General features: G+C 37.8%; 22 protein-coding genes. 12 read left to right on the forward strand and 10 right to left on the reverse strand.

The window, feature by feature from the left end:
• The first annotated feature begins 72 nt into the window (after nucleotides 1-72).
• The 6 genes from AC6CH7_RS17905 to AC6CH7_RS17930 all read left to right on the forward strand — a co-directional run bounded on the left by AC6CH7_RS17905 (nucleotide 73) and on the right by AC6CH7_RS17930 (nucleotide 5,397).
• On the forward strand, nucleotides 73-1,632 hold the full coding sequence (locus tag AC6CH7_RS17905) for a hypothetical protein (RefSeq protein ID WP_498264045.1): 1,560 nt from the start codon (nucleotides 73-75) through the stop codon (nucleotides 1,630-1,632).
• 56 nt (nucleotides 1,633-1,688) lie between these two features.
• Nucleotides 1,689-2,180, forward strand: coding sequence for a 6,7-dimethyl-8-ribityllumazine synthase (ribH, locus tag AC6CH7_RS17910; protein ID WP_498264046.1), 492 nt, complete (start codon nucleotides 1,689-1,691; stop codon nucleotides 2,178-2,180).
• 217 nt (nucleotides 2,181-2,397) lie between these two features.
• Entirely contained in the window at nucleotides 2,398-2,730 is a 333-nt protein-coding gene (gene ytxJ, locus AC6CH7_RS17915) for a bacillithiol system redox-active protein YtxJ (protein ID WP_498264047.1), read from the forward strand.
• A 290-nt stretch (nucleotides 2,731-3,020) separates the two neighbouring features.
• Nucleotides 3,021-3,899: a lipoyl synthase gene (lipA, locus tag AC6CH7_RS17920; protein WP_498264048.1), complete on the forward strand. Its 879-nt coding sequence runs from the start codon at nucleotides 3,021-3,023 to the stop codon at nucleotides 3,897-3,899.
• 66 nt (nucleotides 3,900-3,965) lie between these two features.
• Complete coding sequence (locus AC6CH7_RS17925; RefSeq protein ID WP_498264049.1) at nucleotides 3,966-4,517, forward strand: RNA polymerase sigma factor; 552 nt, start codon at nucleotides 3,966-3,968, stop codon at nucleotides 4,515-4,517.
• A 1-nt stretch (nucleotide 4,518) separates the two neighbouring features.
• Nucleotides 4,519-5,397: an anti-sigma factor gene (locus tag AC6CH7_RS17930; RefSeq protein WP_498264050.1), complete on the forward strand. Its 879-nt coding sequence runs from the start codon at nucleotides 4,519-4,521 to the stop codon at nucleotides 5,395-5,397.
• A 5-nt stretch (nucleotides 5,398-5,402) separates the two neighbouring features.
• Here the strand turns inward: AC6CH7_RS17930 and AC6CH7_RS17935 are convergent, their stop codons facing one another.
• From AC6CH7_RS17935 to AC6CH7_RS17950, 4 genes are all read right to left on the reverse strand, one after another.
• Entirely contained in the window at nucleotides 5,403-6,338 is a 936-nt protein-coding gene (locus AC6CH7_RS17935; protein ID WP_498264051.1) for an NAD(P)H-hydrate dehydratase, read from the reverse strand.
• A gap of 4 nt (nucleotides 6,339-6,342) precedes the next feature.
• The gene (gene uvrA / locus AC6CH7_RS17940; protein ID WP_498264052.1) at nucleotides 6,343-9,186 is read right to left on the reverse strand and encodes an excinuclease ABC subunit UvrA; all 2,844 of its coding nucleotides are present in this window, start codon (nucleotides 9,184-9,186) and stop codon (nucleotides 6,343-6,345) included.
• Between the two features lie 90 nt (nucleotides 9,187-9,276).
• The gene (locus AC6CH7_RS17945; RefSeq protein WP_498264053.1) at nucleotides 9,277-10,320 is read right to left on the reverse strand and encodes a 2Fe-2S iron-sulfur cluster-binding protein; all 1,044 of its coding nucleotides are present in this window, start codon (nucleotides 10,318-10,320) and stop codon (nucleotides 9,277-9,279) included.
• 103 nt (nucleotides 10,321-10,423) lie between these two features.
• Nucleotides 10,424-11,212 carry a lytic transglycosylase domain-containing protein gene (locus AC6CH7_RS17950; RefSeq protein ID WP_498264054.1) on the reverse strand — a complete coding sequence of 263 codons (789 nt, stop codon included), beginning with the start codon at nucleotides 11,210-11,212 and terminating at the stop codon, nucleotides 10,424-10,426.
• Between the two features lie 328 nt (nucleotides 11,213-11,540).
• On the opposite strand from AC6CH7_RS17950, the gene AC6CH7_RS17955 reads away from it, so the two are divergent.
• Both AC6CH7_RS17955 and AC6CH7_RS17960 read left to right on the forward strand, forming a co-directional pair.
• Nucleotides 11,541-13,010 (forward strand): pseudouridine synthase, encoded by a 1,470-nt coding sequence (locus AC6CH7_RS17955; protein ID WP_498264055.1) that lies wholly within the window; start codon nucleotides 11,541-11,543, stop codon nucleotides 13,008-13,010.
• Between the two features lie 7 nt (nucleotides 13,011-13,017).
• Nucleotides 13,018-14,130, forward strand: a complete 1,113-nt coding sequence (locus tag AC6CH7_RS17960; RefSeq protein ID WP_498264056.1) for a lactonase family protein — start codon at nucleotides 13,018-13,020, stop codon at nucleotides 14,128-14,130.
• Nucleotides 14,131-14,250: 120 nt separating this feature from the next.
• Here the strand turns inward: AC6CH7_RS17960 and bshA are convergent, their stop codons facing one another.
• The 3 genes from bshA to tilS form a co-directional block, all read right to left on the reverse strand.
• The gene (gene bshA, locus AC6CH7_RS17965; protein ID WP_498264057.1) at nucleotides 14,251-15,396 is read right to left on the reverse strand and encodes an N-acetyl-alpha-D-glucosaminyl L-malate synthase BshA; all 1,146 of its coding nucleotides are present in this window, start codon (nucleotides 15,394-15,396) and stop codon (nucleotides 14,251-14,253) included.
• A 97-nt stretch (nucleotides 15,397-15,493) separates the two neighbouring features.
• Nucleotides 15,494-15,976, reverse strand: a complete 483-nt coding sequence (locus tag AC6CH7_RS17970; RefSeq protein ID WP_498264247.1) for a hypothetical protein — start codon at nucleotides 15,974-15,976, stop codon at nucleotides 15,494-15,496.
• An 85-nt stretch (nucleotides 15,977-16,061) separates the two neighbouring features.
• Nucleotides 16,062-17,387, reverse strand: a complete 1,326-nt coding sequence (gene tilS / locus AC6CH7_RS17975; RefSeq protein ID WP_498264058.1) for a tRNA lysidine(34) synthetase TilS — start codon at nucleotides 17,385-17,387, stop codon at nucleotides 16,062-16,064.
• A gap of 83 nt (nucleotides 17,388-17,470) precedes the next feature.
• On the opposite strand from tilS, the gene AC6CH7_RS17980 reads away from it, so the two are divergent.
• Nucleotides 17,471-19,735, forward strand: a complete 2,265-nt coding sequence (locus AC6CH7_RS17980) for an OstA-like protein (protein WP_498264059.1) — start codon at nucleotides 17,471-17,473, stop codon at nucleotides 19,733-19,735.
• Here the strand turns inward: AC6CH7_RS17980 and rdgB are convergent.
• Together rdgB and AC6CH7_RS17990 are read right to left on the reverse strand one after the other, a co-directional pair.
• The gene (rdgB, locus tag AC6CH7_RS17985; RefSeq protein ID WP_498264060.1) at nucleotides 19,707-20,291 is read right to left on the reverse strand and encodes an RdgB/HAM1 family non-canonical purine NTP pyrophosphatase; all 585 of its coding nucleotides are present in this window, start codon (nucleotides 20,289-20,291) and stop codon (nucleotides 19,707-19,709) included. The two genes, AC6CH7_RS17980 and rdgB, sit on opposite strands and share 29 nt — an antisense overlap.
• Nucleotides 20,288-20,860 (reverse strand): hypothetical protein, encoded by a 573-nt coding sequence (locus AC6CH7_RS17990; protein WP_498264061.1) that lies wholly within the window; start codon nucleotides 20,858-20,860, stop codon nucleotides 20,288-20,290. The genes rdgB and AC6CH7_RS17990 overlap by 4 nt, the downstream gene beginning before the upstream one ends.
• Before the next feature lie 111 nt (nucleotides 20,861-20,971).
• On the opposite strand from AC6CH7_RS17990, the gene AC6CH7_RS17995 reads away from it, so the two are divergent.
• The 3 genes from AC6CH7_RS17995 to AC6CH7_RS18005 all read left to right on the forward strand — a co-directional run bounded on the left by AC6CH7_RS17995 (nucleotide 20,972) and on the right by AC6CH7_RS18005 (nucleotide 23,959).
• Entirely contained in the window at nucleotides 20,972-21,562 is a 591-nt protein-coding gene (locus AC6CH7_RS17995; protein ID WP_498264062.1) for a hypothetical protein, read from the forward strand.
• Between the two features lie 64 nt (nucleotides 21,563-21,626).
• On the forward strand, nucleotides 21,627-22,991 hold the full coding sequence (locus tag AC6CH7_RS18000) for a peptidylprolyl isomerase (RefSeq protein WP_498264063.1): 1,365 nt from the start codon (nucleotides 21,627-21,629) through the stop codon (nucleotides 22,989-22,991).
• A 5-nt stretch (nucleotides 22,992-22,996) separates the two neighbouring features.
• On the forward strand, nucleotides 22,997-23,959 hold the full coding sequence (locus tag AC6CH7_RS18005; protein ID WP_172661582.1) for an AAA family ATPase: 963 nt from the start codon (nucleotides 22,997-22,999) through the stop codon (nucleotides 23,957-23,959).
• A 1-nt stretch (nucleotide 23,960) separates the two neighbouring features.
• Here the strand turns inward: AC6CH7_RS18005 and AC6CH7_RS18010 are convergent, their stop codons facing one another.
• Nucleotides 23,961-24,845 carry a glycerophosphodiester phosphodiesterase family protein gene (locus AC6CH7_RS18010; protein ID WP_498264064.1) on the reverse strand — a complete coding sequence of 295 codons (885 nt, stop codon included), beginning with the start codon at nucleotides 24,843-24,845 and terminating at the stop codon, nucleotides 23,961-23,963.
• Nucleotides 24,846-24,849 lie beyond the last annotated feature (4 nt).

Below are 24,849 nucleotides of genomic sequence, written 5' to 3' on the forward strand. Positions count from 1 at the left end.
TTGTACTGGCCTTTTTTGTTTAAGCTTTTTAGGTTTCCCCTATTTTCTCTACCTTAATAAAAATTCTAACCCATGGATTTAATTAACGACCTCAAAAGCGCAAAAATCATTACCGACAATGAAGCATCAAGAATATCAAATTTCTTGAATAAAGAAACCCGGCAACATTCATTGTTACCTCTTGAAGCCTTGTATTATTTTTTCTTAAACAGAGATTCAGAAGAAATAAATACTAATGTTGGGATTGTTGTTGTAGCAGACGAATCAGCACCATTGCCTTCCGATGAGCAAAATAGTAAAGAGATAATTGCTTTTTTAGAAATCTTATTAAAATATGAGCTGATTGATGGGGAGGTGTATCATAAGCTGGATGAAGTACTGAAACATTCCATTCTAAACGAATTTTACATATTACATCTGGCAAATGAACTAATCAAATTACAAGAGACATTTACCACAGAAAAACAATTAGAATTTGCCGAAACGCTTACTCAAAAGTATTCCAATTACTCAGTTACCGGAATACTGGATCCTGAAGAAAAGGACAGATTACAAGCAGATATAAAGGAGAGCAAGGTTAAAAGCTATTTTGATTTCTTTAGGCACACTAAGTTTTGCGAAATTCTGGATCTGTCACAATATCCAGAAGGCCATGAAAAACTACTTGCAGATCTTACCGAAATTATAAATAGATTAACCTATACCATCTTTAAAATTGAGGAGATTACATTCTCAACTAGTGATTTTTCCGGGGTCCCATTTCATCATTCCAAGGAATGGACAATAAATATCAATACCGGAGAGCAAGTCCATCAATTTGATTACTCAGTAGTTTACATATCCGAAAATAAGCCTGGTCATGATCAAGCCCTTGTTCAAAACATACTTAAAGCTGTGAATACCCTGCTTGCTGATTTTAATTGCAGCTACAGATTTACTTCATTAATCTCGAAATTGCCTGGACTCCTATTTCCTGAACATAATCGGAAGCTCATCATTTGCAGAGTGGAGCGCGAAAACCATCAAACATTTGACTTCTCTAGCAGCGATGAGAAATTTTTGTATAATGATCCTAGACCTAATTTCCAACTGCCGATTTCCTATAAACACGTAGCTTACGCGATTCATCATTTTAAAGAAAGTGGAATTTTTTCAGTTTTAAGCAGTAAGGAGTTGAACAAACGTATCTCAAATATTTACCAAAAATCGTATTACTTGGCTGCAGATATTCTAGCGTCCTTTCCCGAAGTCGCAATTACTGTAATTACTGAACCACCACCGGGCAAAAAACCGTACAAAGAGTTTCTCGAGTCTTTAAATCGCATCTCCAAAGGAATATTAAATTTTTCAAACATCCAGGATGGCTTCCCCGATTATGATCCTGAGACCTATTTTAATACACATGAATTTAAGGTCTCGTTTGAAATAGATAATAAACAACACACATTTACCTGCAATTATCTTGAAATGGGTTTTCACAATCCCATTATTTATGGCATACAGGAAATGATAAATCAAAAATATCCCGATTATCAACTACTCAGACTACCAAGTAGCCGTATGTATCACGATCTTTATCTTTTCATATCAAAACAGACTGTCTCATATTTGGAATCAAAGAAGCTATTTTAAGCACTTCCTTACTTTTCAATTAAAAAACTTTTATGATTTTTCCATAGCTTTGCCACATGGCAACACAATTAAAGAACCTGTCTGATTTTTCTCATACAACAGTACCAAACGGAAGCGCTTTCAAGATAGCTATAGCAGTAGCAGAATGGAACGCAGAAATTACCGGGAGTTTATACAATGGCGCTCTGGAAACACTAACTAAATATGGTGTTGCCCAAGAGAATATCCTATCAATTGCAGTACCAGGTAGTTTTGAACTAACATCCGCAGCTGATCTGCTTTTACAAAAACATAAAGATCTTGATGCGGTTATTTGCCTTGGCTGTGTAATTCAGGGTGATACCAAACACTTTGACTTCATTTGCGATGCAGTTGCAAACGGTATCACTCAGGTAAGTGTTAAACATAGCAAGCCTGTAATATTTGGGGTATTAACTACCAATGATCAGCAACAGGCTATAGACAGAGCCGGTGGTAAACATGGAAATAAAGGCGATGAGGCTGCTATTACCGCTTTAAAAATGGCTGAGCTTTTGGCAACAGTCTAAAATTACTTTGATACTTTCTTCGAAAAGCCGTAGATTAGAAGAATATATCAATTAAAGATCATACAGATGAAGAAAGTAGCTATTTTATTACTTGGCGTATTTTTTGCCATATCTGTTTTAGAAGCATGTTCTAATAGGCTTTGTCCGGCTTACAATTCGTATCCGGAAGGCAAGAGAAGAAGATGATAACTAAGGCTAAACTTTAGAAAGATATTAGATGCAGTGGAAAAACATTACTGATTTAACTCAAATCAGCGAAATAAAACAAAAAGAAGGTTACAGTTTAATTTTTAAACACAGTACCCGCTGTTCGGTTAGCTCTATGGCTAAACGACGCTTTGAATTAGATTGGGAAGTACTACCAGCGGATACGTCACTGTATTTTCTGGACCTGATCAACTATCGGGATATTTCTGCAGAAATAGCTGAAACTTTTCAAGTACATCATGAATCTCCTCAAATCCTTTTGATCAAAGATGGAGATTGTATCCTGGATGCTTCTCATAGCGATATCTCTGCAGACGAAGTTGCAGAAGTGATCAACAATTAGAAGTTGCAGAATTGATCAACAGTTAACAAATCTACTCTACAAGTTAAAAGAAACACTTTTCAGGGCTGCTCAACGCATGCCCTACACCTCCGTTACACGTTGTCTATCAACAGTTTACACACTGTTCATACAATCTTTTATTGCCTAAGCATTGTTTAACTATTGTATGATCATTGTACAAGCCACACAAAACTGATTACCAACAACTTACATAGGGCTAAAAAATAACATTACACCAGGTAAACATTTCATTTTTGCAACAATTCAAACCTATTGCTTAACTTTGTATCATGATCGCACTTCCGGTTGTTTCAGAAAACCCAGTACAACGTAAACCAGATTGGCTTAGAGTAAAGCTTCCTGTTGGTAAAGAATATGCACAAGTTCGCAATCTTGTAGACACTCATAAGCTACATACGATCTGCGAAAGCGGTAATTGCCCTAATATGGGCGAATGCTGGGGTGCAGGTACGGCTACCTTTATGATTCTGGGAAATATTTGTACACGTTCCTGCTCATTTTGTGCTGTGGCTACAGGCCGACCTTTAGCAGTTGATTTGGACGAGCCAAACCGCGTGGCCAACTCTGTTAAACTGATGCAGGTAAAACATTGCGTTATCACTTCGGTAGACAGAGATGACTTAAAGGATGGTGGTTCGATCATCTGGGCGGAGACGCTACAAGCCATTAGAAGAGAAAGTCCTGAGACTACTCTTGAAACACTTATTCCAGATTTCAGGGGGGTATGGGATAACTTATACCGCGTACTGGAAGAAAGACCTGAGGTGATGTCGCACAATGTTGAAACGGTTAGACGTTTAACAAAACAAGTGCGTATCCAGGCAAAATACGATAGAAGTTTAGAATGTCTGAAACGTATTTCGGAGTTTGGATTAAGAACTAAAACAGGCATTATGCTTGGTTTAGGCGAAACAGAGGATGATGTTTTAGAAGCAATGGACGACCTGGTAGCTAACGGAGTTCATATATTAACACTGGGCCAGTATCTGCAACCTACACGTAATCATCACCCTGTGATAGACTGGATTCATCCAGATCAGTTTGCTAAATACAAGGAAATAGGATTGGCTAAAGGATTAAGATATGTAGAAAGCGGCCCTCTGGTACGTTCTTCTTATCATGCTGAGAAACACTTATTTGATTTTTAACTTCCTGGTTAATTAAAAACAAATTCTCCTTTCGTCTTGTTGTAGTTTCTGTATATTAGTAAACCCTTGGGAACTACAAAAAAAATATCGCTATCTGAAGAAGAGCTGGTTAGTAAACTGAAAAATCGGGATACTATAGCTGTTCAGGCATTGTATGACATGTACTCTGGGGCGCTGCTAGGTGTTATCTCAAGGATTATTCCCCAAACTGAAGTAGCCGAAGATTTGTTGCAAGAAACCTTTATAAAGGTCTGGAACTCGGCAGATAGCTACGACAGCTCTAAAGGTCGATTATTTACATGGATGATGAACATTGCGCGCAACTTAGCTATAGACAAGTTACGCTCAAAAGATTTTAAAAATTCAGGTAAAAACCAAGATATAGAAAATAACGTAGATTTCATTGACGCACAAAAAGAAGTTACCTTTAATGCGGATATTCTGGGGATTAAAGATATGGTTACCGCGCTTAAACCCGAATTTAACGATGTACTAAATATGGTGTATTTTAAGGGGTACACACACGTAGAAACGGCAGAAGAATTAAATCTACCATTAGGCACTGTAAAAACACGTATCAGAATGGCTATTATGGAATTAAGAAAGCATTTTAACTAAAGTGGAAGAAGTAAAAGCATATATTGAATCAGGCATACTTGAACTTTACGTTCTGGGGCAATTGAATGCTCAGGAGCAGAAAGAAGTTGAAGCAATGGCATCAAAATATCCTGAAATAAAACAGGAAATTGAAGCCATTGAGATTGCGATGGAACAATATGCGCTTGAAAATGCGATAAGTCCTTCTAATGATCTGGAGAGTGAAATCCTTGAAAAAATAGGTGTATCTAAAAGCCCGGAAAAAACCGAACCTTTGCCAGAGCCTGCTAAGGTAATTGAACCGATAAAAGAAGCGGTAATTGTACCAATGAACACTGCTCCTTACGAGTCTAAAATAAAATCTTTACGAATTGCGCTTGTAGCATGCATTGCGCTTTTAATAGTAAGTATTGTTGCGCTTTACTCTGCACACCATCAATTAGGGGATGCAAAAAACCAGATTTCTGCTTTAAACCTTAACAACGAGAAATTTACAAGCACAGTGAATTTCATGAAGCAAAGCAATGCTGATCTGCAAAAGATCATTGATATGAACAATGATCCGGATTGGAAAACTGTAAAACTAGCAGGAACCGTTATGGATCCGAAAGCTAAAATGACGGTTTACTGGCATGCGAAAGGTAAACATGTGATGGTCGACAATTCTAAAATGGATTTACCTGCCAATGATCAGCAACATCAATACCAACTTTGGGCTATTGTAAATGGTAAACCTGTTGATTTAGGTGTATTTGATGTTAAAGCAGATTCTACTCATATACTTGTAGACATGAAAGAAATTGGCTCTGCTGCTGCATTTGCAGTAACGCTAGAGAAAAAAGGTGGTAGCGTAAGCCCTACCATGAATCAAATGATTGTAATAGGCAACGTTTCGATCTAATAATTTTAACTGAGGAAATCTTTTACCGTTTTTGGAAGTTGCATTGCAACCTGCGATGCAGTTACATTAAAAACATCCGCAGCCAAATCATCGCCTGCCTTGCCATGAAAATAACATCCTAATATTGCGGCATCCTTAGCAGGATAACCTTGTGCAACATATGCTGTAATTATTCCGGTAAGCACATCGCCCATACCACCCTGCGCCATTGCCGGATTACCAGTGGAATTAATAAGTACTTCGCCTCGCTGGCTCACTATAAAAGTATATTGGTTTTTAAGCACAATAACTATCCCAAGCTGTATCGCTTTTTTTCGCGCGGTCTGCAGCCTGTCCCACCAATTTGTATGCTTGCCAAATAAATTGTCAAATTCCTTTAGGTGGGGCGTTATTATGGAGTGCTTTTCTATTACAGCTAACAGATCCGGACGCGACGCCAATATATTCAAAGCGTCTGCATCAGCAATAAAGTCTCTTTTCAATGCAAATAATTGCGCCAGTGTCTGCTCAGCCTTTGCTCCTTTACCTAAACCTGGGCCTATAGATATGGCACTATACTTAGTTAATGCTTGATTTTTTAGCAGTGCCTTTCTTTTTACAAACATTACTTCTGGCAAGGATGTATTTAACGCCACCAGGCCGCTTTCGGGCATTGAAGTGGTAGTTAGACCTGCTCCTGCATAAAGACAGCCCCTAGCGGCCAGCAATGCAGCCCCCATAGTTTGGGGAGCGCCTGCAATAATTAATGCATGTCCATAAGTGCCTTTATAAGAGAATGCTGTTCTTTCTTTAAATAACTTTTTTATATCATCAGGTTGTATAAGGCGATAAGGAGATGTTTCTTCTTCTTTAGTATTTTGTTTGCCCAGACCCGTCCCTACAACCTGCGCTTTGCTGTGCGGATCTGAATCTGGAATGAAAGAATTTAAAAAGATAGCCATATGCTTAAAGTCCCATTTCTTTTTTCAAAAACTTGCCGGTAAGGCTTATTGGATTTTGAATTAATCCTTCTGGTGTCCCCTCAAAGATAATTCTGCCTCCACCAATACCACCTTCTTCGCCAAGGTCAATAACCCAGTCGGCAACTTTTACAACATCCAGGTTATGTTCAATTACCAGTATTGTATTCCCCTTTTCAACCAATTCGTTTAGCACACCTAACAATACATTGATATCCTCAAAGTGCAAACCTGTTGTTGGCTCATCAAGAATATAAAAAGTTCTTCCTGTGTCCTTTTTAGAAAGTTCAGTCGCCAGTTTTACACGCTGCGCTTCTCCTCCCGATAAGGTTGTTGATGATTGCCCCAGGGTGATATATCCTAAACCAACATCTTTAAGTGTTTTAATTTTGCGATAGATAGAAGGCATGTTCTCAAAGAAATCGCATGCTTCTTCTATACTCATGTCCAATACATCACTGATAGATTTACTTCTGTAACGTACTTCCAGCGTTTCGCGGTTATACCTTTTTCCTCCGCACTCTTCACATGGCACCTGTACATCCGGCAGGAAATTCATTTCTATAACTTTCATGCCTCCACCCTGACAGGTTTCACAACGCCCTCCCTTTACATTGAATGAGAAGCGCCCGGGTTTATAACCTCTTATCTTGGCTTCGGGCAACTGAACGTACAGATTTCTGATATCTGAAAATACACCTGTATAAGTAGATGGATTAGAACGAGGTGTACGACCAATAGGTGCCTGATCTATTTCAATTACTTTATCTATTTCTTTTAAGCCATTTATCTTTTCGTATGGAAGCGGATGTTTCTTTGCTCTAAAGAAGTGATGGTTTAATATTGGGTATAGTGTTTCGGTAATTAAACTTGACTTACCACTGCCAGATACTCCGGTTACAGCTATAAATTTGCCCAATGGAAAATCAACCGAAACATCCTTTAAATTGTGTCCGCTTGCCTTAATGATGGAAAGCTTGTGTCCATTTCCTTTTCTGCGTTTAGCCGGCACCTCTATCCCCTTTTTACCATTTAAGTAAGCGGCAGTTAAGGTATCCGATTTCAGAATTTGAGCCGGTGTACCCTGGGCAACAATTTGTCCTCCATGGGCTCCTGCTGCAGGGCCTACATCTATTACATGATCTGCTTCAAGAATCATGTCCTTATCGTGTTCAACAACCAGCACCGTATTACCAAGATCTCTGAGGTTCTTTAGTGCGCCTATTAAACGTTCATTATCACGCTGATGTAAACCAATACTAGGTTCATCTAAAATATACATTACGTTCATCAACTGCGACCCAATCTGGGTAGCCAACCTTATCCTCTGTGCCTCGCCACCTGAAAGTGTACGGGCAGTACGATCTAGCGACAGGTAATTTAAACCAACATCTGTAAGGAAGCCTAATCTGGCACGGATCTCTTTAAGAATTTCTTTGGCAATAATGTTTTGTCGCTCAGTAAGTCTGCTCTCCACATCTACATACCAGTTTTTAAGGCTGATGATGTCCATTTCGGCAAGCTCAAATATGTTCTTACCATCAATTTTAAAGTTCAGGCTCTCTTTCTTTAAACGCGCACCATTACATACCGGGCAGGTTTTTAGTTTACGGAAGCTCTCCATATCATCAACTCCTCCTTCGCCCTTTCGCTCTTGCTGCTCCTCCAGTAGTTTAATAATTCCATCAAATGAAATTTGATAATTCTGAACGTTCCATTTATTATATTCTACGGCTACACTTAATAATTCGTGGGTACCATTTAAAAGAATATTAATATTCTCTTCTCCAAGTTTTTCAAGAGGAGTTGAAAGTGAGAAGTTATATTTTTTTGCAAGCGCCTTTAAAACCTGAAACACCCAAACTTCACGGTATTCGCCCAACGGGGCTAATCCACCATTTAGAATACTTAGCTTGGGATTAGGCATTACAGACTCTTTATCAATTACAAAGATGTACCCTAAACCGTCACAATTCTCGCAAGCTCCATAAGGAGAGTTGAAAGAAAAACTATTTGGCTGCGGTTCATCGTAAGAGATACCAGTTGTTGGGCACATTAAAAAACGGCTGAAGTGAGACACATTGTTGGCCTTATCACTTATTTTAATGATTCCCTTTCCTAAACGCATAGCGGTTTGAAGTGAATCCTGAAGCCGCTTAATATCCTTTCTATCTATTACAAGCCTGTCTACAACAATTTCTATGTCGTGGATTTTGTACCTATCGACCTGCATTTTAGGTGTAATATCCTGAATATCGCCATCAATACGCACTTTTACATATCCCTGTTTACGGATTTGCTCAAAAAGCTCACGGTAGTGGCCTTTACGTCCTTTAACAACGGGTGCCAGAATATTCACCGGCATATCATCAAACTTATTGAAGATGTTATTAAGGATCTGGTCTTCGCTCATACGCTCCATCTTCTCACCTGTATTGTAAGAAAAGGCATCAGCTGCACGGGCATACAGCAAACGCATAAAATCATAGATCTCAGTGATTGTTCCTACTGTGGATCTTGGGTTTTTACTTGTGGTTTTTTGTTCTATCGCAATAACCGGACTTAAGCCCGAGACTTTATCTACATCAGGCCTTTCCATTCCACCCATAAACTGGCGCGAATAGGCACTAAAGGTTTCCATATACCTGCGTTGTCCCTCGGCATAAATGGTATCAAATGCCAGAGAGGATTTACCGCTCCCACTTAAACCTGTAATTACAACAAGCTTATTTCTGGGAAAGGAAACATCTATATTTTTAAGGTTATGCACCCTGGCACCATATACTTCTACATCTTTTTGCTCGCCCAGGTCGATGGTATTTTTGCTCATATATATATTAAAAACAATATGGATATCTGATGATTAAGATAACAATTTTAAAGGCACAAAGGTAAGCCATTATAAGGAAAGATTATCTATTTACCAAACTATGGTTGTGTCATTTTCTGTAGGATGACCTGTGCAGACCAGCACCCTGCCGGCAGCAATTTCATCATCCATTAAAATTTCGTTATAATCCATACGTACACCGCCTTTAACACAATTTGCGGTACAAGTACTGCAAATACCGGCCTTACAGCTATAAGGCACATCTATGTTTTGTTCAAGAGCAGCGTTAAGTATAGTTTTATTATAGGGCACCGAAAGTCGATATTCCTGGCCTTTTAAGTTTAGAACAACCGAGTAAGTATTGGTATCCTTTATTTCTTTTTCTGTAGTATCGTCTTCATCTACTTCATCCTCGGGCATTACAAAAGTCTCTCTTTTGATCTGACTGATATCGAACCCTAAATTAAGAAGGGTAATGCGGCAGGTAACCATATAATCTATTGGTCCGCAGGTATAGAACAAAGCATCCTTTTTATCAAACTTCATGTATTCCTTAACTATTTTTTCTATAAGAAACACATTTAATCTGGCCATCATCAGATTCTGCGATTGACTGGACACATATATAATCTTAAACCTATCGGGATAGTTATTCTGCAGCTCGTTAAGGGCGTCGTAAAAAAGTGTCTCGCCAGGAGAGCGACTACTATATATAAGGATGAGCTTCGACTGGCTTTCTTTTACAAGCGCAGTTTTAATAATAGAGAAAAGAGGTGTAATGCCTACTCCTGCGCCAAAAAGGAAGACAGTTCTTTTTAGCTCATCTTGCGGTGGGTAAGTAAACAAACCATTGGGCTGCATGGCATAAAGGATATCTCCAACGGCTGTCCTATGATGCAATAGTCTCGATATTTCGCCGTTTTCTACACGTTTTATAGCAATAGCAAGTGGTTCATCAACATCAGGAGAACTGCATAGAGAATACGATCTCCTAAGTTCTTTTCCTTGAATGTCAAAAACTAATGTTAAAAATTGGCCGGCTAAGTATTTTGGTTTTAACCCATCCAAAACATCGAATGTAAGAACCAGGGTTTCCCCTGGACCATACTTCATATCTTGTATACGCAGTTTCATCACTCCCATCATAGGGCAGTAAATTAGTAATTTTCATATAAAACAAAAAGCCGTTCCAATAATTTGGAACGGCTTTCCCCATTTGCACGTGTCTTATCTCTTTCTAATTTATAGAACTTTGGGCATTACCCGCGTTCAGGGCTAACAATGCTCTCGGAGCTTTATAGCCATGACGAACAGGATCTTCCACTATCTCTTTCATGGAAATCAATTTATAAACATAACCGCCTGTTTCGCGATTTAATTTCATTTTGAAATAATTATCCTGATTCTGTCTGTTTATCTGTCGTCTCATGTGGCCATCACCTACATTATAGGCTGCGGCAACAAGCGTCCAGCTATCAAAAATACCATAAAGCTCTTTGATGTATTTAGCGGCTGCTATAGTTGATTTACGTAAATTCTTACGCTCGTCAACATTTGAATTGACTTTCAAACCATATGAACGGGCTGTTGCCGGCATAAATTGCCAAAACCCTGCGGCACCTTTTGATGACACACCCGATTTTAATCCTGATTCTACTAATGGAACATATTTAAAATCCTCTGGAATGCCGTAAGCGGCAAGGATTGGTTCTATCACAGGAAACCATTCTGCTGCTTTTCTATGCAGGCGGTTGGTCTGTAAATTATCGAAGTTAAATTCAGCTAGAATTCTCTTCATTTTGCGTTCCACTTTGGCATCCCCTAGTGGTAGTGTTTCTTCTGCGAAACTCAATTTAGCCATCAGAGATAATGGCTTTTCATTTTGTGTTACTGTTGTATCTTTTGTTGTTGTTTTTTCTTTTTTTGAAAGACTTTTTGCTGCTTGGGGCATGTTGTAAGCAAACACTTTTGCCATAACCAGTAATGAAATTATTACCGTACATGTTATTATGTGTTTCTTTATCATTTTCCTCCTTTTTTTGGTTAATAATATAAAACGCCTGCAAACATACGACATATTGACCTAATTATCAATCTTTTATGAAAAACACTTCCAAAATCGATGTTTAAACTGCCGTGAGGCCAGATTTTTTTAGTTCAGCTTACACAAGATAAAAAATGCTAAAAACCTAGCTTTTTCGACTCCAAAACCACCCATTAAAATCTAGAAAACCAACCGATAAAGGAGCTCTGAATTTTCCGAAATATTACGGTTTATCTACACTTAAAATTGTGAATTAGAGCAATTTTAAGTAAGTTTGCACCCGCATAAATTATGCGGTTAAAAGCGTATCATGATAAAAAACAACAACAGGAACAGTCGGGATGACAAGTCCAAACCGGGAAACCGAAGCACAACTGGCAAAAGACCAAGTGGAACAGAGAGTTCTTACAAGGGAAAAAGCAAGTTTGATGATAGAGAAGGAAAAGATAATAAATTTGGTGCGTCGAAAGACTTTAAGCCAAGAACGCCAAGAGACGGAGATAGCAATAGAGATTATAAGCCAAGAGAGGGCGACAGAAAGGATTTTAAACCTAGAGGAGGAAAAGACGGAGATTCGAGAGGCTTTAAACCAAGAACTGAAAACGACTCAAAAGATTTCAAATCAAGAGGTCCGAGAACTTCAGGTGGTGATTTCAAACCAAGAACACCAAGAGATGGTGATTCAAAAGGTTTCGCCCCTAGAGGTGCGGCAGGCAAAGACTTTAAACCCAGAACACCAAGAGACGGAGACAACAGAGACTACAAACCTAGAGCTTATAAAGAAGGTAGCTCAAAAGAAACACCTCCAGGCGAAAAAACTCGCAGTTACATAAAGAAAGATAATTTTAGTCCTACTGGCGATAAGCCTTTCAGGAAATTCGATGATAAAAAAGGACAATCGTCCAGAAGTACTGACAGCAGACCATTCAGAAAAAGAGAGGGAGACGGTCCGAAATCAGACTTTCAATCTCGCCCCGATCGTGCAGAGCGCGGTGGACGTCCTGAACGTTTCGATAAAGAAACGGTTATGCGTAGCAGGAAATCTCCTGTTATAAAAGATGACGGCCTAATCCGTTTAAACAGATACATTGCAAATTCAGGAATTTGTTCTCGTCGTAAAGCCGATGAGCTTATTGCTGCTGGTGTGGTTTCTGTCAATGGAGTAGTTGTTTCTGAACTAGGTCAGAAAGTTGATCCTTCAAAAGATGAGATTCGCTATAACGGTGAATTGTTAAAACGTGAGAAAAAGGTTTATGTACTATTAAACAAACCTAAAGATTATATCACTACTACTGATGATCCACAAGAACGCAGAACCGTTATGCAACTTGTTGAAAAAGCAAGCAGAGAACGCATTTATCCTGTTGGAAGATTAGATCGCAATACTACCGGTTTGTTATTAATGACAAACGATGGTGATCTTGCCGACAAACTATCTCACCCTAAAAATGGTATTACAAAAATTTATCACGTTGAATTAAGCAGAAGTTTAAGTCAGGGTGATTTGAATAAAATTCAGTTTGGGATTGAACTTGAAGATGGTATAATTAAACCAGACTCGGTATCTTACGTTGCCGGTGGCACCAAACGTGAGGTTGGCATCCAGATCCATAGTGGTAAAAACAGAATTGTGCGCAGAATTTTTGAGCACCTGGGTTATGATGTAGTTAAACTGGATAGAGTAGTTTATGGTAATTTAACCAAGAAAGATCTTCCACGTGGAAGATGGCGCTTCCTTGAAGAACATGAATTAATCCAGATCAAACATCTGATTAAATAATTTAAACATGAGAAAATCTTTCCTTTTACCCATTATCCTTTTAGCGATGCAAAGTTGTGCACAGAAAAATGATTACAATTTAATAATTGGAACATATACCAATACGGGTAAAAGTGAGGGAATTTATACTTATGACTTTGACGCCAATACGGGTGAGTCTAAACAGTTAAGTGTTACAAAAGGTGTGGAAAACCCAAGTTACCTTACCTTAAGTGCCAACAACAAATTTGTTTACGCCGTAAACGAGATGGACAAAACAAGTGCGGTAAGCGCCTTTAATTTTGACGCAGCAAAAGGTGATCTTAAGTTTCTAAACAAACAGGCTACGAATGGTAATGACCCTTGTTATATTGTTGCCGATGAGAAAAATGTAATCTCTGCCAATTATTCTGGAGGTAATGCCTCTGTTTTTGGCATTGAAAGCAATGGTTCATTAGGAGCAATAAAACAAATTGTTCAGCACTCTGGGAAAAGCATTAATAAAGACAGACAAAATAGTCCTCATGTACACATGGTGTTCTTTACACCAGACCATAAATATTTAATTATTAATGACCTTGGAACAGATAAGGTTTACTTATATAATTACAATATCAATGGGACTAATGATGTTCTTACGCCTCATGATAGCGTAGCAATAACGCCCGGCGCCGGACCAAGACACATCGCTTTTAGTAAAGATGGTAAATACGCATACCTGATTCACGAAATGGATGCGGGAATAACAGTTTTCAGCTATACTAACGGCTCACTAGAAAAAATACAGGAAACTAAAATAACTGAAGACGGATTTAGTGGAGAAAACGGCGGTGCTGATATCCATATCTCTCCCGACGGCAAATTCCTATATGCCAGCAACAGAGGAAGTGAAAATAAAATCACATTTTTTGCCATTGAAAAGGGTGGCTTGCTAAGCAAAAGAGGTCAAATCAGTACTTTAGGTAAAGGCCCAAGAAATTTTGCAATTGATCCTACCGGAAAGTACCTGTTGGTTGCTCATCAATATACAAATGATGTGGTGGTATTTGAACGCGATACACAAACGGGTGAATTAAAGGATACAGGAAAGAGAATTGCTGTTGGAGCTCCAGTTTGTCTGGTTTTTGCACCTAAGAAATAAAGAGCTTAAAAGCACTCGTCCTCGATAGGAGATCTCCCTTATCGAGATGAAATGTGCTAGTCACAATATCAAAAGAAAAGAGGAAGATACCCCCCTCTTTTCTTTTTCATGTTACTCTAATTACACCGCTTTTAGTTTATGCTGTGCTTCAATGACCGTGTTATAGTAGTTAATATAAGCCGGCAATATTTTCTTAAGATCAAAATCTTTTGCTCTTGTTAAAGCGTTTTCTTTAAACTGCTTTAATATATCATCATTTTCCAGGATATGGATCGCTTTTGAGGCCATATCATCAACATCACCAACATTGCTCATATACCCACAAAAGCCGTCAATATTTAATTCAGGTAATCCACCTGCATTTGAAGTAATGGCTGGAACTTTGCAAGCCATGGCTTCAAGTGCTGCCAAACCAAAGCTCTCAGACTCTGAGGGCATTAAAAACAAATCGGAAACAGAAAGAATTTCTTCTATTGCATCTTGTTTTCCTAAGAATCGAACGTGTTCACCAATCCCAAGGTTTCTACAAAGCTGTTCATCATATGCACGTTCGGGACCGTCGCCTACCATCAATAATTTTGAAGGAATTTTAGCCTGAATCTTTTGAAACATTCTAATCACATCCGCCGTACGCTTTACCTTCCGAAAGTTTGAAGTATGAATTAATATGCGTTCGTTATTAGGAGCAATAGCTTTTTTAAAATGATCTTTTGGTTTTAAACTAAATCTTGAAAAATCAATAAAGTTTGGAATAACCTGAATCTCATTAGTAATTTCGAAATGCTTCTCTGTATCATCCTTTAAGCTTTGCGAAACAGTTGTAACCCCATCCGATTTATTGATAGAAAAGGTAACTACCGGCTTATAGGTAGGGTCTTTACCAACAAGCGTAATATCTGTACCGTGCAGCGTGGTTACAAATGGAATATTAATGCCATAAGTTTCCAAAATCTGCTTTGCCATAAATGCCGCAGATGCATGTGGAATTGCATAATGAACATGCAGAATATCCAGTTTTTCAAAACGGACTACATCCACCAGTTTACTGGCTAATGCAGATTCGTAAGGTGCATAATCGAATAATGGATAATCTCTAACTGATACTTCGTGATAGAATAAGTTTTCAGAGAAAAAGTCCAACCTGGCTGGTTGGCTATATGTGATGAAATGTACCTGATGACCTTCGTCGGCAAGCGCTTTGCCTAATTCAGTGGCAACTACACCACTACCTCCAAAAGTCGGGTAACAAACGATACCTATTTTCATGAATATTTTTTTACGATGCAAAGTACACTACTTAAATTGAGCTTTGTGTTAAACAATTGCAATTATTTAAGTTTCTGCCCGGTCTAAAAGATTTGATTTAAGATTTCATCTCTGCTTGTATCACCAGATACATTTCATTAGGTCTCTGCGTCCCAATGTAATACTCAAATCCATCAGTATCAGTAAGTACAACCGCGTCTTTTCCGGATGAATAAAACCGAATACTCCCCTTACGATGAAGGTTATAAACGGGGTTATTGAATAAGTAATTACTATAAGTATCTTTTCTTACTTTAACTATTGAGTTCAGATCTATCTCTACTCTTTTAGCAGACCACAAACCATTAATTATGATTTTTTTATTCTCAATAATTGTTTTGTACTGAATTAGAAAAAGCAACGCTATCGAAACTCCGATGATACCAAACCCTACTACAAGAAATAAATCCTGGGTATTATCTCTATCTCGTTCATATACGTAGGCAGCAAAGCAAAATGCAGCCATAACCAGTCTGATACAGATCCTGATATAGTCACGTCCTATGTATTGCTTTTCAAAAAAAGCGTAGCGGTTGCTCATTTGTTTAAATTTCAATAAAGTTACTTTTTTTTTATTCCCGTAGTATCCCTATCTTAGTTAAGATTGTTTAAAAAATGTAATATGATTATTTTAGATCGAATATAGCCACTTTTTTTGTTGCCGATGTTACCTTGTATCTGTCATCTTGCCTCATACCGCCCAACCAAATAATTTCGCCGTTTCCATTTATCAGAATAGGAACACCAGCCTTCTCTACAAGCGGAATTTTCTCATCAATAAAAAAATCACTTAACTTTTTAAAGAATTCCATACCAAGCGGCATAAACTTATCACCAGATTGCCAGGGACGCACTACTAAAGGAAACAGGAGCTTATCAGCATCTACAAACGCCCTCTTGGTAGCCTTTTCAAAATATGGTCCATCTATGAAAGACATTAAAATCTTATGATGTGACAGACTTACACTCTGATCATTAATATGAATAAATGCCAATTGCTGATTTTCTTCAACAATAGGGTTTAGTATTAAATCATCCCTATCTATGGTAATTCTATGAGAACTGCTGTAGAAAGAGGTCCCACTTTGCTTATTCAGCGCTTGCAGCAGCTCTATCACTACAAGTTCCGAGAAGCCAAATGGTCTCAGCAGTTCAAAAATTAACAACCGCTGTGGCTTCAATGCTTTGACCTTGGCAATTGACAAGTGCAGGCTATTTTGTTTTTCGATAAGCAAGTCCTCCCTTAATTGGGAAACTGCTTTTTGCAACACAAGCTCCGTTTCAGCAAATCGTTGAATGTTTTGTTCAAACGTTTGCTCCAGATTAGGATTAATCTCTTTAAGATGAGGGATAACCTTTAGGCGTATTTTATTACGGGCATAGTCTACAGATAAATTTGAGCTATCTTCTACAAAATCAATATTATGATTTGCTATTAATTCATTGATTTGCTCACGCGAAAGAAATAGCAGTGGCCTGATGAGCTTATCTCTTTTAGGGAAAATGCCATGCAATCCAGCTATCCCCGTTCCCCTGGTTAAATTTAGCAATACGGTTTCCATGGCATCATCCTGGTGCTGCGCAAGAGCGATGAAGTTGTAATTATTAGATTCCCGTATCTCTTCGAACCAATTGTACCGCAAGTTTCTCGCAGCCATCTGGGTAGATATTTTATGCTCTGCAGCGTAATTTTTAGTTTTGAAATGGGTGACATGAAGTGGCACTTCCAGGGAATTGGCAAGCATTCGTACAAAGCTTTCGTCTCTTTGAGACTCATCTGCTCTTAAATTAAAATTACAGTGTGCTATACCAAAATCAAAACCAGCGAGTTTAAAGAGATGGGCCATTAAAACAGAATCTTTCCCTCCGCTAACGGCAAGCAATATCTTGTCGCTGGCAGCGAAGAGTGAATTATGGCTGATAAAATCTTTAAAGTTTTGAATGGGTAACATCTTTCAAAAATATTTAATTAAAATGGTAAGCAAAAAACTAACTTTGTAAAGTGCAGAAAATACGCTTTTTCATTATCTTTTTCATGTTTCCTTTCTCTTTGCTAGCGCAACAGAGGACCAAGATTATTTTGAAGGATGCCAGAATAGGAAATACAGATGGAAAGAAAAACATTTCTTATCTGAAGTTCCCGGTATTTATTCATGAAAATGCTACGCTAACTTGCGACAGTGCCGTTTTTTATCAAAATGATAATGTTTTTGAAGCATTTAAAAACGTCCATATTAATCAGGGAGATACCATAAATATCTACTCCGATCACTTAACATACAATGGAAATACTAAAATTGCCCATTTAACCAGTAACGTGCGTATGATCGATAAGGAATCTGTTCTTACCACTAATGTACTTGATTACAATATGGCCACCAAGGTTGGAACATATGTAGAAGGGGGCAAAATTGTCAATAAGGATGTGACGCTAACGAGTAAAAACGGATATTACTTTTCTAATAGCCGGGATTCTTACTTTCGTTATAATGTGGTAGTAGTAACACCACAAAGCACTATTAAATCAGATACATTAAGATACAATACCCTTACCAACTGGACCTATTTTTATGGCCCTACAAATATAAAAGGTAAAGAAGACAACCTATATACCGAAAACGGTGCATATAACACCAAAACTGAATATGCTTATTTTGGCAAGAAAAACTTATACACCAATGGAACTAAATCTTTAAAAGGAGATAGTTTATACTACGATGGTATTGCAGGATATGGCAAGGCCGTTAGGAATATCATCTTCAAAGATACTGCCGACAAGACGGTTCTTTATGGGCAATTGGGTTATTACTACAAAATAGACGAGCGTGCTGTTGTAACCAAAAATGCATATGTAGGTATGGGCACAAAAGACTCCATAACCGTGAACAACAAGTTACAGCCAGATAGTTTATGGTTAGGTTCAGATACATTAGAGACTCAAATGGTACTTCAAAAAACATTGAAACTAATTGAATCACCTGTGCTCAAAAAGAATAATGAACTTGGTGACCCTGAAAAACCACAAAAGAATAATGCATCACAAGCACCCGGCATGACGGCCGAGGAAATCGGGATAACAAAGAAATCGGAGAAAAAAGAAGCAAAAGAAAAGGCAAAAACTGCTAAAAAAGATAACAAAAACACAAAACCTGCTGACTCTACGGCAGTTAAAGATAGTCTGCTAACAAAGATTCCTTTACCCAAGGATAGCCTTTCTAAGGATAGTGTTGCTCAAAAGAAACCTGACACTCCACCATTAATTAAGGACTCTTTAAATGCAGCCAAAGCCCCCATCAAAGCTATAAAGACAGAGATTTCAGGTAAAAAGGCCGAGAGCCCGGCAAAACCAGGAAATGTAGTGAAAAAGGTTGACGCGGCCATCAAAACCACAGATAGTTTAGTAAAGAAAAACATTAAGGATTCAATACCGCCCAACCCTTTGGATACAGTAAAAACACGTTCCATTAAAGCTTATCATAATGTAAGGGTTTACAAATCCAATTTGCAGGCTAAAGCGGACTCTCTATTTTATACAAGTGCCGATTCCACTTTAAGGTGGTATGGAGATCCTATTTTATGGTCCCAGAATTCTCAGCAAACCGGAGACACCATTTACCTCCGCTTAAAAAACAACAAGCTTAATACACTACAGGTAATAGACAACGCATTCCAGGTGAATGTGAATGCAGATTCTGCAAAATTTAATCAGATAAAAGGGAAGCTCATTACCGCTTTCTTTAAAGATGGAGAATTAAGCACCATGTTTGTGGATGGGAATGCAGAAAGTGTTTATTATAACAGAGGAAAAGACAGTGTATACACCGACATGAACCAAACTGTAAGCAGTAGAATAAAGATCTTGTTTAAAGACAAAGAAATAAGCCATATACTTACTGTTAAAGAACCAGAGGGAATTAGGGTGCCCATTACGGAACTAAAAGAAGATGTTTTATTAACAGGATTTACATGGAAGCCTGAACTTAGGCCGCTTTCTAAAAAGGAAGTAATAAGTGGGAAACCTAAAACAAAGCCTGTAGCATCTAAAACACCGGCAACAGGGGCAAAAAAACCTGGAATCCCAACAGCTAAAGCACCCAATAAAGCTGAAATAGCAAAAAAAGGATTAATTAAAGCAGCTACAAAAGAGGTGGTTAAGGTTGCCTCCAAAATTGATTCAGCCGCAATAGATTCAGCAAAAGCTATTATAGCACCAATTAAGAACTTACCCTTAAAGCCCGATACCAGTAAAAAACCTGATACTGCTAAAAAAATTACACCTGCTCCTTTAAAAAAGCAATAAGTTTTTTCATCGCAATAGCCCTGTGACTGATCTCATTTTTTTCGGCCATGGTCATTTGCGCAAAAGTCCTGTCATAGCCAATAGGCATAAATATTGGATCATAACCAAATCCCTCATCTCCAATTGGAATTTGTGTAATGTTACCATAAATAACCCCTTCAAAAAGATAGTTCTTATTATCTTGGTTTAAAGAAATAACTGTCTTAAAATGGGCCTTTCTATTCGCTTTGCCCTCCATCTTTTTCAGTACAAGATTAAGGTTTTCAAGATCATCTCTAACTCCTGAATACCTGGCTGAATAGATTCCAGGTTCGTTATCTAATGCATCAATTTCCAATCCGCTATCATCAGCAAAACAATCCAACTTAAAATTATCAGTTACATAACTGCTTTTAAGCTCCGCATTCTCTGCAAATGAGTTCCCGGTTTCAGGAATATCCACATCGCAGCCAATATCTTTAAGATTTAAAACTTTATATTGATCTGCAAGGAGTTTACCAATTTCTTCTGTTTTGTGCTTATTGTTGGTAGCAAACACCAATTCAGCTAAAATCATAGTCCCAGCTGCTTCAAACTACCCCATAGCACTTTTTTTCCATTTGCATCTTCATCCAGTTTTTGGAGCGCCGAAGAAAAGATCAGCTTTACATCACCTTCGGTTACTACCGTGTTTTCAGGATGGTGCTTTAATCCAAGTTGTTGAGGCGAAACACCAAATGCAAATACTATAACGCTCGAAAAACGCGTCTTCAATTGCTCATAGCTTGCTTCTTTACATTTGGCATAATTAAGCAGCGCGAAATCACTAGCTGTGAGATTTATTGATTTTACGATCTTTCTTAACAACTCTCTGCCCTTTTCATCGCTAACATCATTATGATCATCATATACCAAAATCAGGATATTACGGTTATTATTACCTAAAAATTTAAACTCAGGCTGTTCTTTAACTAAAGAGATTATTGGTTCACTAACAATTAAAGGCTGCGCAAGTAAAGCAGCTTCATCTTTCACATAAGTTTGTACTTCTTCATTTAATATACCCTCAGGCTCTTTAACCAGGTAAATATCATCTGTAAAAAATAAACGCAGACCTTCTCCGTCAGTTGTAAGTTGGCTCACCATTAATGATAATTTTATTGAAAATCTTTTTTCTGTTAAAATTAGTTAAATATCTCATTATAGTACCTTTATTTATTACTTTTATGCCTTAAAATTATATACCATAAGTCTTTTGTGAGAAAAGTTTACTGTTCCATTATCATCAGTCTTTTTATTACCGGTGCGTTTGCTCAAAATGTGGCTGTAGTTAATGGAAAACCAATAAGCAATAAAGAGTTTATGTGGGTCTATAAAAAAAATCATTCCGGCAACGGAAATGCGACGGATGAAGATTTACAGGCTTATCTAACCCTATATATAAACTTCAAACTTAAGGTTACTGAAGCCAGGGAGTTGGGTCTGGATAAGGACACCGCCTATCTTGCCGAGGTAAAAAACTATGAACACGCATTGCGTACACAGAAAAGAATATCGAAAACAAAGCCAGAATATCTTTTCATAATGAATGAATATAAAGAGGCGGTTTTAATGTTTAATATCTCTGAAATAAAGGTATGGAACCAGGCGCAGAATGATGAAAATCAGCTCCGCATTTTTTATGATAAAAACAAAAGCGTTTATTTGCAAAGTTCTTTTGATGAGGTTAGAGGGCAGGTAGTCACAGATTATCAGCAGGAACTGGAGAATGAATGGATAAAAACATTAAGAAAAAAATACCCTGTGAGGATTAATCAGGACGAGATAAGAAAATTGGCTAAGCCATAAATTACACGCCAATAGCATAGATAATATTAGATTTGCAAAAAGAATATAATTGAACAACCATAGAATGAGGAAATTTTTAGTAACAGCAAGCGGATTGATTTGTTTGTTTTTCAACGTACAGGCTCAAAAGAAAAATATAGATAAAGTTGTTGCTGTATTGGGTAATAACATCATTTTACTATCAGATTTAAATCAGCAATATGCGCAATACTTAAATTCAGGAAATCCTGATGACGATAAAGTAAAGTGCTACATATTGCAACAAATGCTTGCACAGAAACTACTTAAACAACAAGCGGAAATTGACTCTGTTCTAGTTGAAGAAGCCCAAGTTGATGAGGAGGTTGAAAAACGTATGCGTTATCAGATCCAGCGCGCAGGTGGGCAAGAAAGACTGGAGCAGTTTTTAAATCGCTCTGTTCTCCAGTATAAAGATGAAATCAGACCTGACATTAAAGAGCAGTTGATTTCTAATAAAATGCAACAAAAAATAACTCAGGATGTAAACATCACACCAATTGAGGTTAAACGTTATTTTGATTCTTATCAAAAAGATAGTCTTCCTGATATTCCTACTGAATTTGAAGTTGGAGAAATTGTACTTCATCCAAAACTTACAAAAGCAGAAAAGCAAAAATTCTATGATAAAATTGATGCATTAAGGTTAAGAGTGAAAAGTGGGGAGGATTTTGCATTCCTTGCTAAATCTTATTCTGAAGATACAGGTTCTGCTGCTGAAGGTGGTGACCTTGGATTCTTCGATCGTACCAGAATGGTGAAAGAATTTACAGCTTGGGCATTTAAATTAAAACCAGGAGAAATGTCGCCGGTATTTGAATCAGAACACGGCTTCCATATTCTTCAGGTTATTGAACGCCGCGGAGAACAGGTTCAGGCACGCCATATCCTTATACGTCCGGAAACTACACCAGCCAGTTTAGAAAGAACTAAATTACAAGCCGATACCATTTATAAAAATATCATAGCGAAAAAACTTCCATTCTCTACCGCCGCTTCATTATATTCTGATAACAAAGAATCTCAATATAACGGTGGTATGATATTATATGCAGACAATGTTACTGCCAGAACTACATTTATCCCAGCTGATAAACTTGATCCAAAAGTCTTTGTTGTTGTTGATACAATGAAAGTGGGCGAAATCTCTCAGCCTGTTTCTTTTACAGATCCTGATGGCAAACAAGGATATAAGATTCTTTATTTAAAATCTAAAATTCCACCACATAAAGGAAACCTGGAACAGGATTATTCTAAATTCAAAGAGAAAGCACAACAGAATAAAATCGATAGAATGCTGAGTGAATGGTTCGAAAAAAGAAGAGAAAACACTTACATTAGAATTGACGAAGATTATGACGATTGTGATGAATTAAAAATTTGGACTAAAAATTCAACTGCTAAAAAATAACGCGCATGCAGTTTGAAAATGATATAAAGGCAGTAGATGCGTTGCATCAAGCTTATAACAACATTAGAACCGAAATAGGGAAAGTTGTTATAGGTCAGGAAGAGGTGGTAAAATCTGTTTTGATTTCCATCTTCAGTAATGGTCATTGCTTACTGGTTGGCGTTCCAGGGCTAGCCAAAACGTTGCTTGTTCAAACCGTTGCTGATGTAATGGATCTTAACTTTAACAGGATTCAATTTACTCCAGATTTAATGCCAAGCGATATTATTGGCGCTGAAATATTAGGTGAAGACAGAAACTTTAAATTCATAACCGGACCTATATTTTCAAATATAGTTCTTGCAGACGAAATCAATAGAACGCCACCAAAAACTCAGGCGGCACTTCTTGAGGCCATGCAAGAGAAGGCTGTCACAGCGGCCGGGCAAAGACATGTATTACCAAATCCATTCTTTGTGTTGGCAACTCAGAACCCTATTGAGCAAGAAGGCACATATCCTTTGCCTGAAGCTCAATTGGATCGATTCATGTTCAATGTTCTACTAAGCTATCCTACATTCGCTGATGAGCTTACAATAGTAAAGAACACGACCAGCAACAACGACGTTAAGCTTAAAAAGATAATAGACGCCAAACAGATTCAGTATTTCCAAAAATTGGTAAGAAATATTCCTGTAGCAGACAATGTAATTGAATACGCCGTAAAGCTGGCAAGTAAAACCCGTCCTCATACAGCCTTGGCTACTGAGGATATTAATAAATATATAAGCTGGGGTGCAGGCCCAAGGGCATCCCAATTCCTTGTTATTGGAGCAAAATGCCATGCCGCCATATCGGGGAAGTATTCACCGGATATTGAGGATGTTCAGGCCGTTGCAGAAGCAATTTTACGACATCGCATTGTGCGCAATTATAGAGCTGAGGCCGAAGGATTATCTATTGAACAGATCATTAAAAACCTGTTTTAAATTAGTTGTCTTCCAGTACCTTTTTATAAATATTTGGGTAATCTGTAACAACCCCATCTACACCCAACCCTATTAGATATTTCATATCTTTAATTGAATTTACAGTCCATGGTATGATCTTAACGCCAGCCTCATGGCAACGCTCTACCAGCCCCTTACCTACTAACACCGAATAAGGACTATAAACAGTTGGCTTAAAGCCAAGATCAGCTATGTTTACCTCAAAGTCTATCTTTTCATCAATTAGCAAAGCTGTTTTTATTTTGGGATAATTTTCGTGCAGGTACTGAAGTGTTCTGACATCAAAAGACTGTATGGTTACGCGTTTGGTCAGTCTCTTTTTGATCACTATCTCCATAATCAGATCAACAAACTCCGCAGGTTCCGGATGGAACTCATTATCTCCTTTAGGAATGGTTTTGGTCTCTATACTAAAATTAGGTTTTGGTAATTTTTTCTTTTTAGCATAACTCTCAATAGAATCAATTGTCTCTTCCAAAAGTGGTTTATAAGCCTCTATCTTTTCCTGATATGGGAATCTGCTATGGACCTTACTTCCAACATCAAACTTTTTGATATCAGCATAATCCATTTTATACATGTTATAGCTCTTTTGATTTTTGAGGGTTATAGGTTTTCCATCAGGGCTAGTACTAATTTCAAAATTAAAGTAGGGCTCTTGAGAAAGTACTACCTTTTTATCTTTAGAAATCACCACATTCATATTTAGGGTATTAGCCCCCAGATCCAATGCTCTTAACATACCAGGAATTGTATTTTCCGGCATTATTCCGCGCGCTCCGCGGTTACCTTGCAGATCGAATTTCTGTGCTATTGTTTGAAGAGTGGTAATTAGTATTGCTACTGTTAGTATAATTTTTCTCATTTGC

It is taken from the genome of Pedobacter sp. GQ55 (genome assembly GCF_059758925.1).

Coding starts and splice junctions, on each gene's coding strand:
- AC6CH7_RS17905 (WP_498264045.1), top strand. CDS start 73: ATGGATTTAATTAACGACCTCAAAAGCGCAAAAATCATTACCGACAAT.
- ribH (WP_498264046.1), top strand. CDS start 1,689: ATGGCAACACAATTAAAGAACCTGTCTGATTTTTCTCATACAACAGTA.
- ytxJ (WP_498264047.1), top strand. CDS start 2,398: ATGCAGTGGAAAAACATTACTGATTTAACTCAAATCAGCGAAATAAAA.
- lipA (WP_498264048.1), top strand. CDS start 3,021: ATGATCGCACTTCCGGTTGTTTCAGAAAACCCAGTACAACGTAAACCA.
- AC6CH7_RS17935 (WP_498264051.1), bottom strand. CDS start 6,338: ATGGCTATCTTTTTAAATTCTTTCATTCCAGATTCAGATCCGCACAGC.
- uvrA (WP_498264052.1), bottom strand. CDS start 9,186: ATGAGCAAAAATACCATCGACCTGGGCGAGCAAAAAGATGTAGAAGTA.
- AC6CH7_RS17945 (WP_498264053.1), bottom strand. CDS start 10,320: ATGAAACTGCGTATACAAGATATGAAGTATGGTCCAGGGGAAACCCTG.
- AC6CH7_RS17950 (WP_498264054.1), bottom strand. CDS start 11,212: ATGATAAAGAAACACATAATAACATGTACGGTAATAATTTCATTACTG.
- AC6CH7_RS17955 (WP_498264055.1), top strand. CDS start 11,541: ATGATAAAAAACAACAACAGGAACAGTCGGGATGACAAGTCCAAACCG.
- AC6CH7_RS17960 (WP_498264056.1), top strand. CDS start 13,018: ATGAGAAAATCTTTCCTTTTACCCATTATCCTTTTAGCGATGCAAAGT.
- bshA (WP_498264057.1), bottom strand. CDS start 15,396: ATGAAAATAGGTATCGTTTGTTACCCGACTTTTGGAGGTAGTGGTGTA.
- AC6CH7_RS17970 (WP_498264247.1), bottom strand. CDS start 15,976: ATGAGCAACCGCTACGCTTTTTTTGAAAAGCAATACATAGGACGTGAC.
- tilS (WP_498264058.1), bottom strand. CDS start 17,387: ATGTTACCCATTCAAAACTTTAAAGATTTTATCAGCCATAATTCACTC.
- AC6CH7_RS17980 (WP_498264059.1), top strand. CDS start 17,471: ATGTTTCCTTTCTCTTTGCTAGCGCAACAGAGGACCAAGATTATTTTG.
- rdgB (WP_498264060.1), bottom strand. CDS start 20,291: ATGATTTTAGCTGAATTGGTGTTTGCTACCAACAATAAGCACAAAACA.
- AC6CH7_RS17990 (WP_498264061.1), bottom strand. CDS start 20,860: ATGGTGAGCCAACTTACAACTGACGGAGAAGGTCTGCGTTTATTTTTT.
- AC6CH7_RS18000 (WP_498264063.1), top strand. CDS start 21,627: ATGAGGAAATTTTTAGTAACAGCAAGCGGATTGATTTGTTTGTTTTTC.
- AC6CH7_RS18005 (WP_172661582.1), top strand. CDS start 22,997: ATGCAGTTTGAAAATGATATAAAGGCAGTAGATGCGTTGCATCAAGCT.
- AC6CH7_RS18010 (WP_498264064.1), bottom strand. CDS start 24,845: ATGAGAAAAATTATACTAACAGTAGCAATACTAATTACCACTCTTCAA.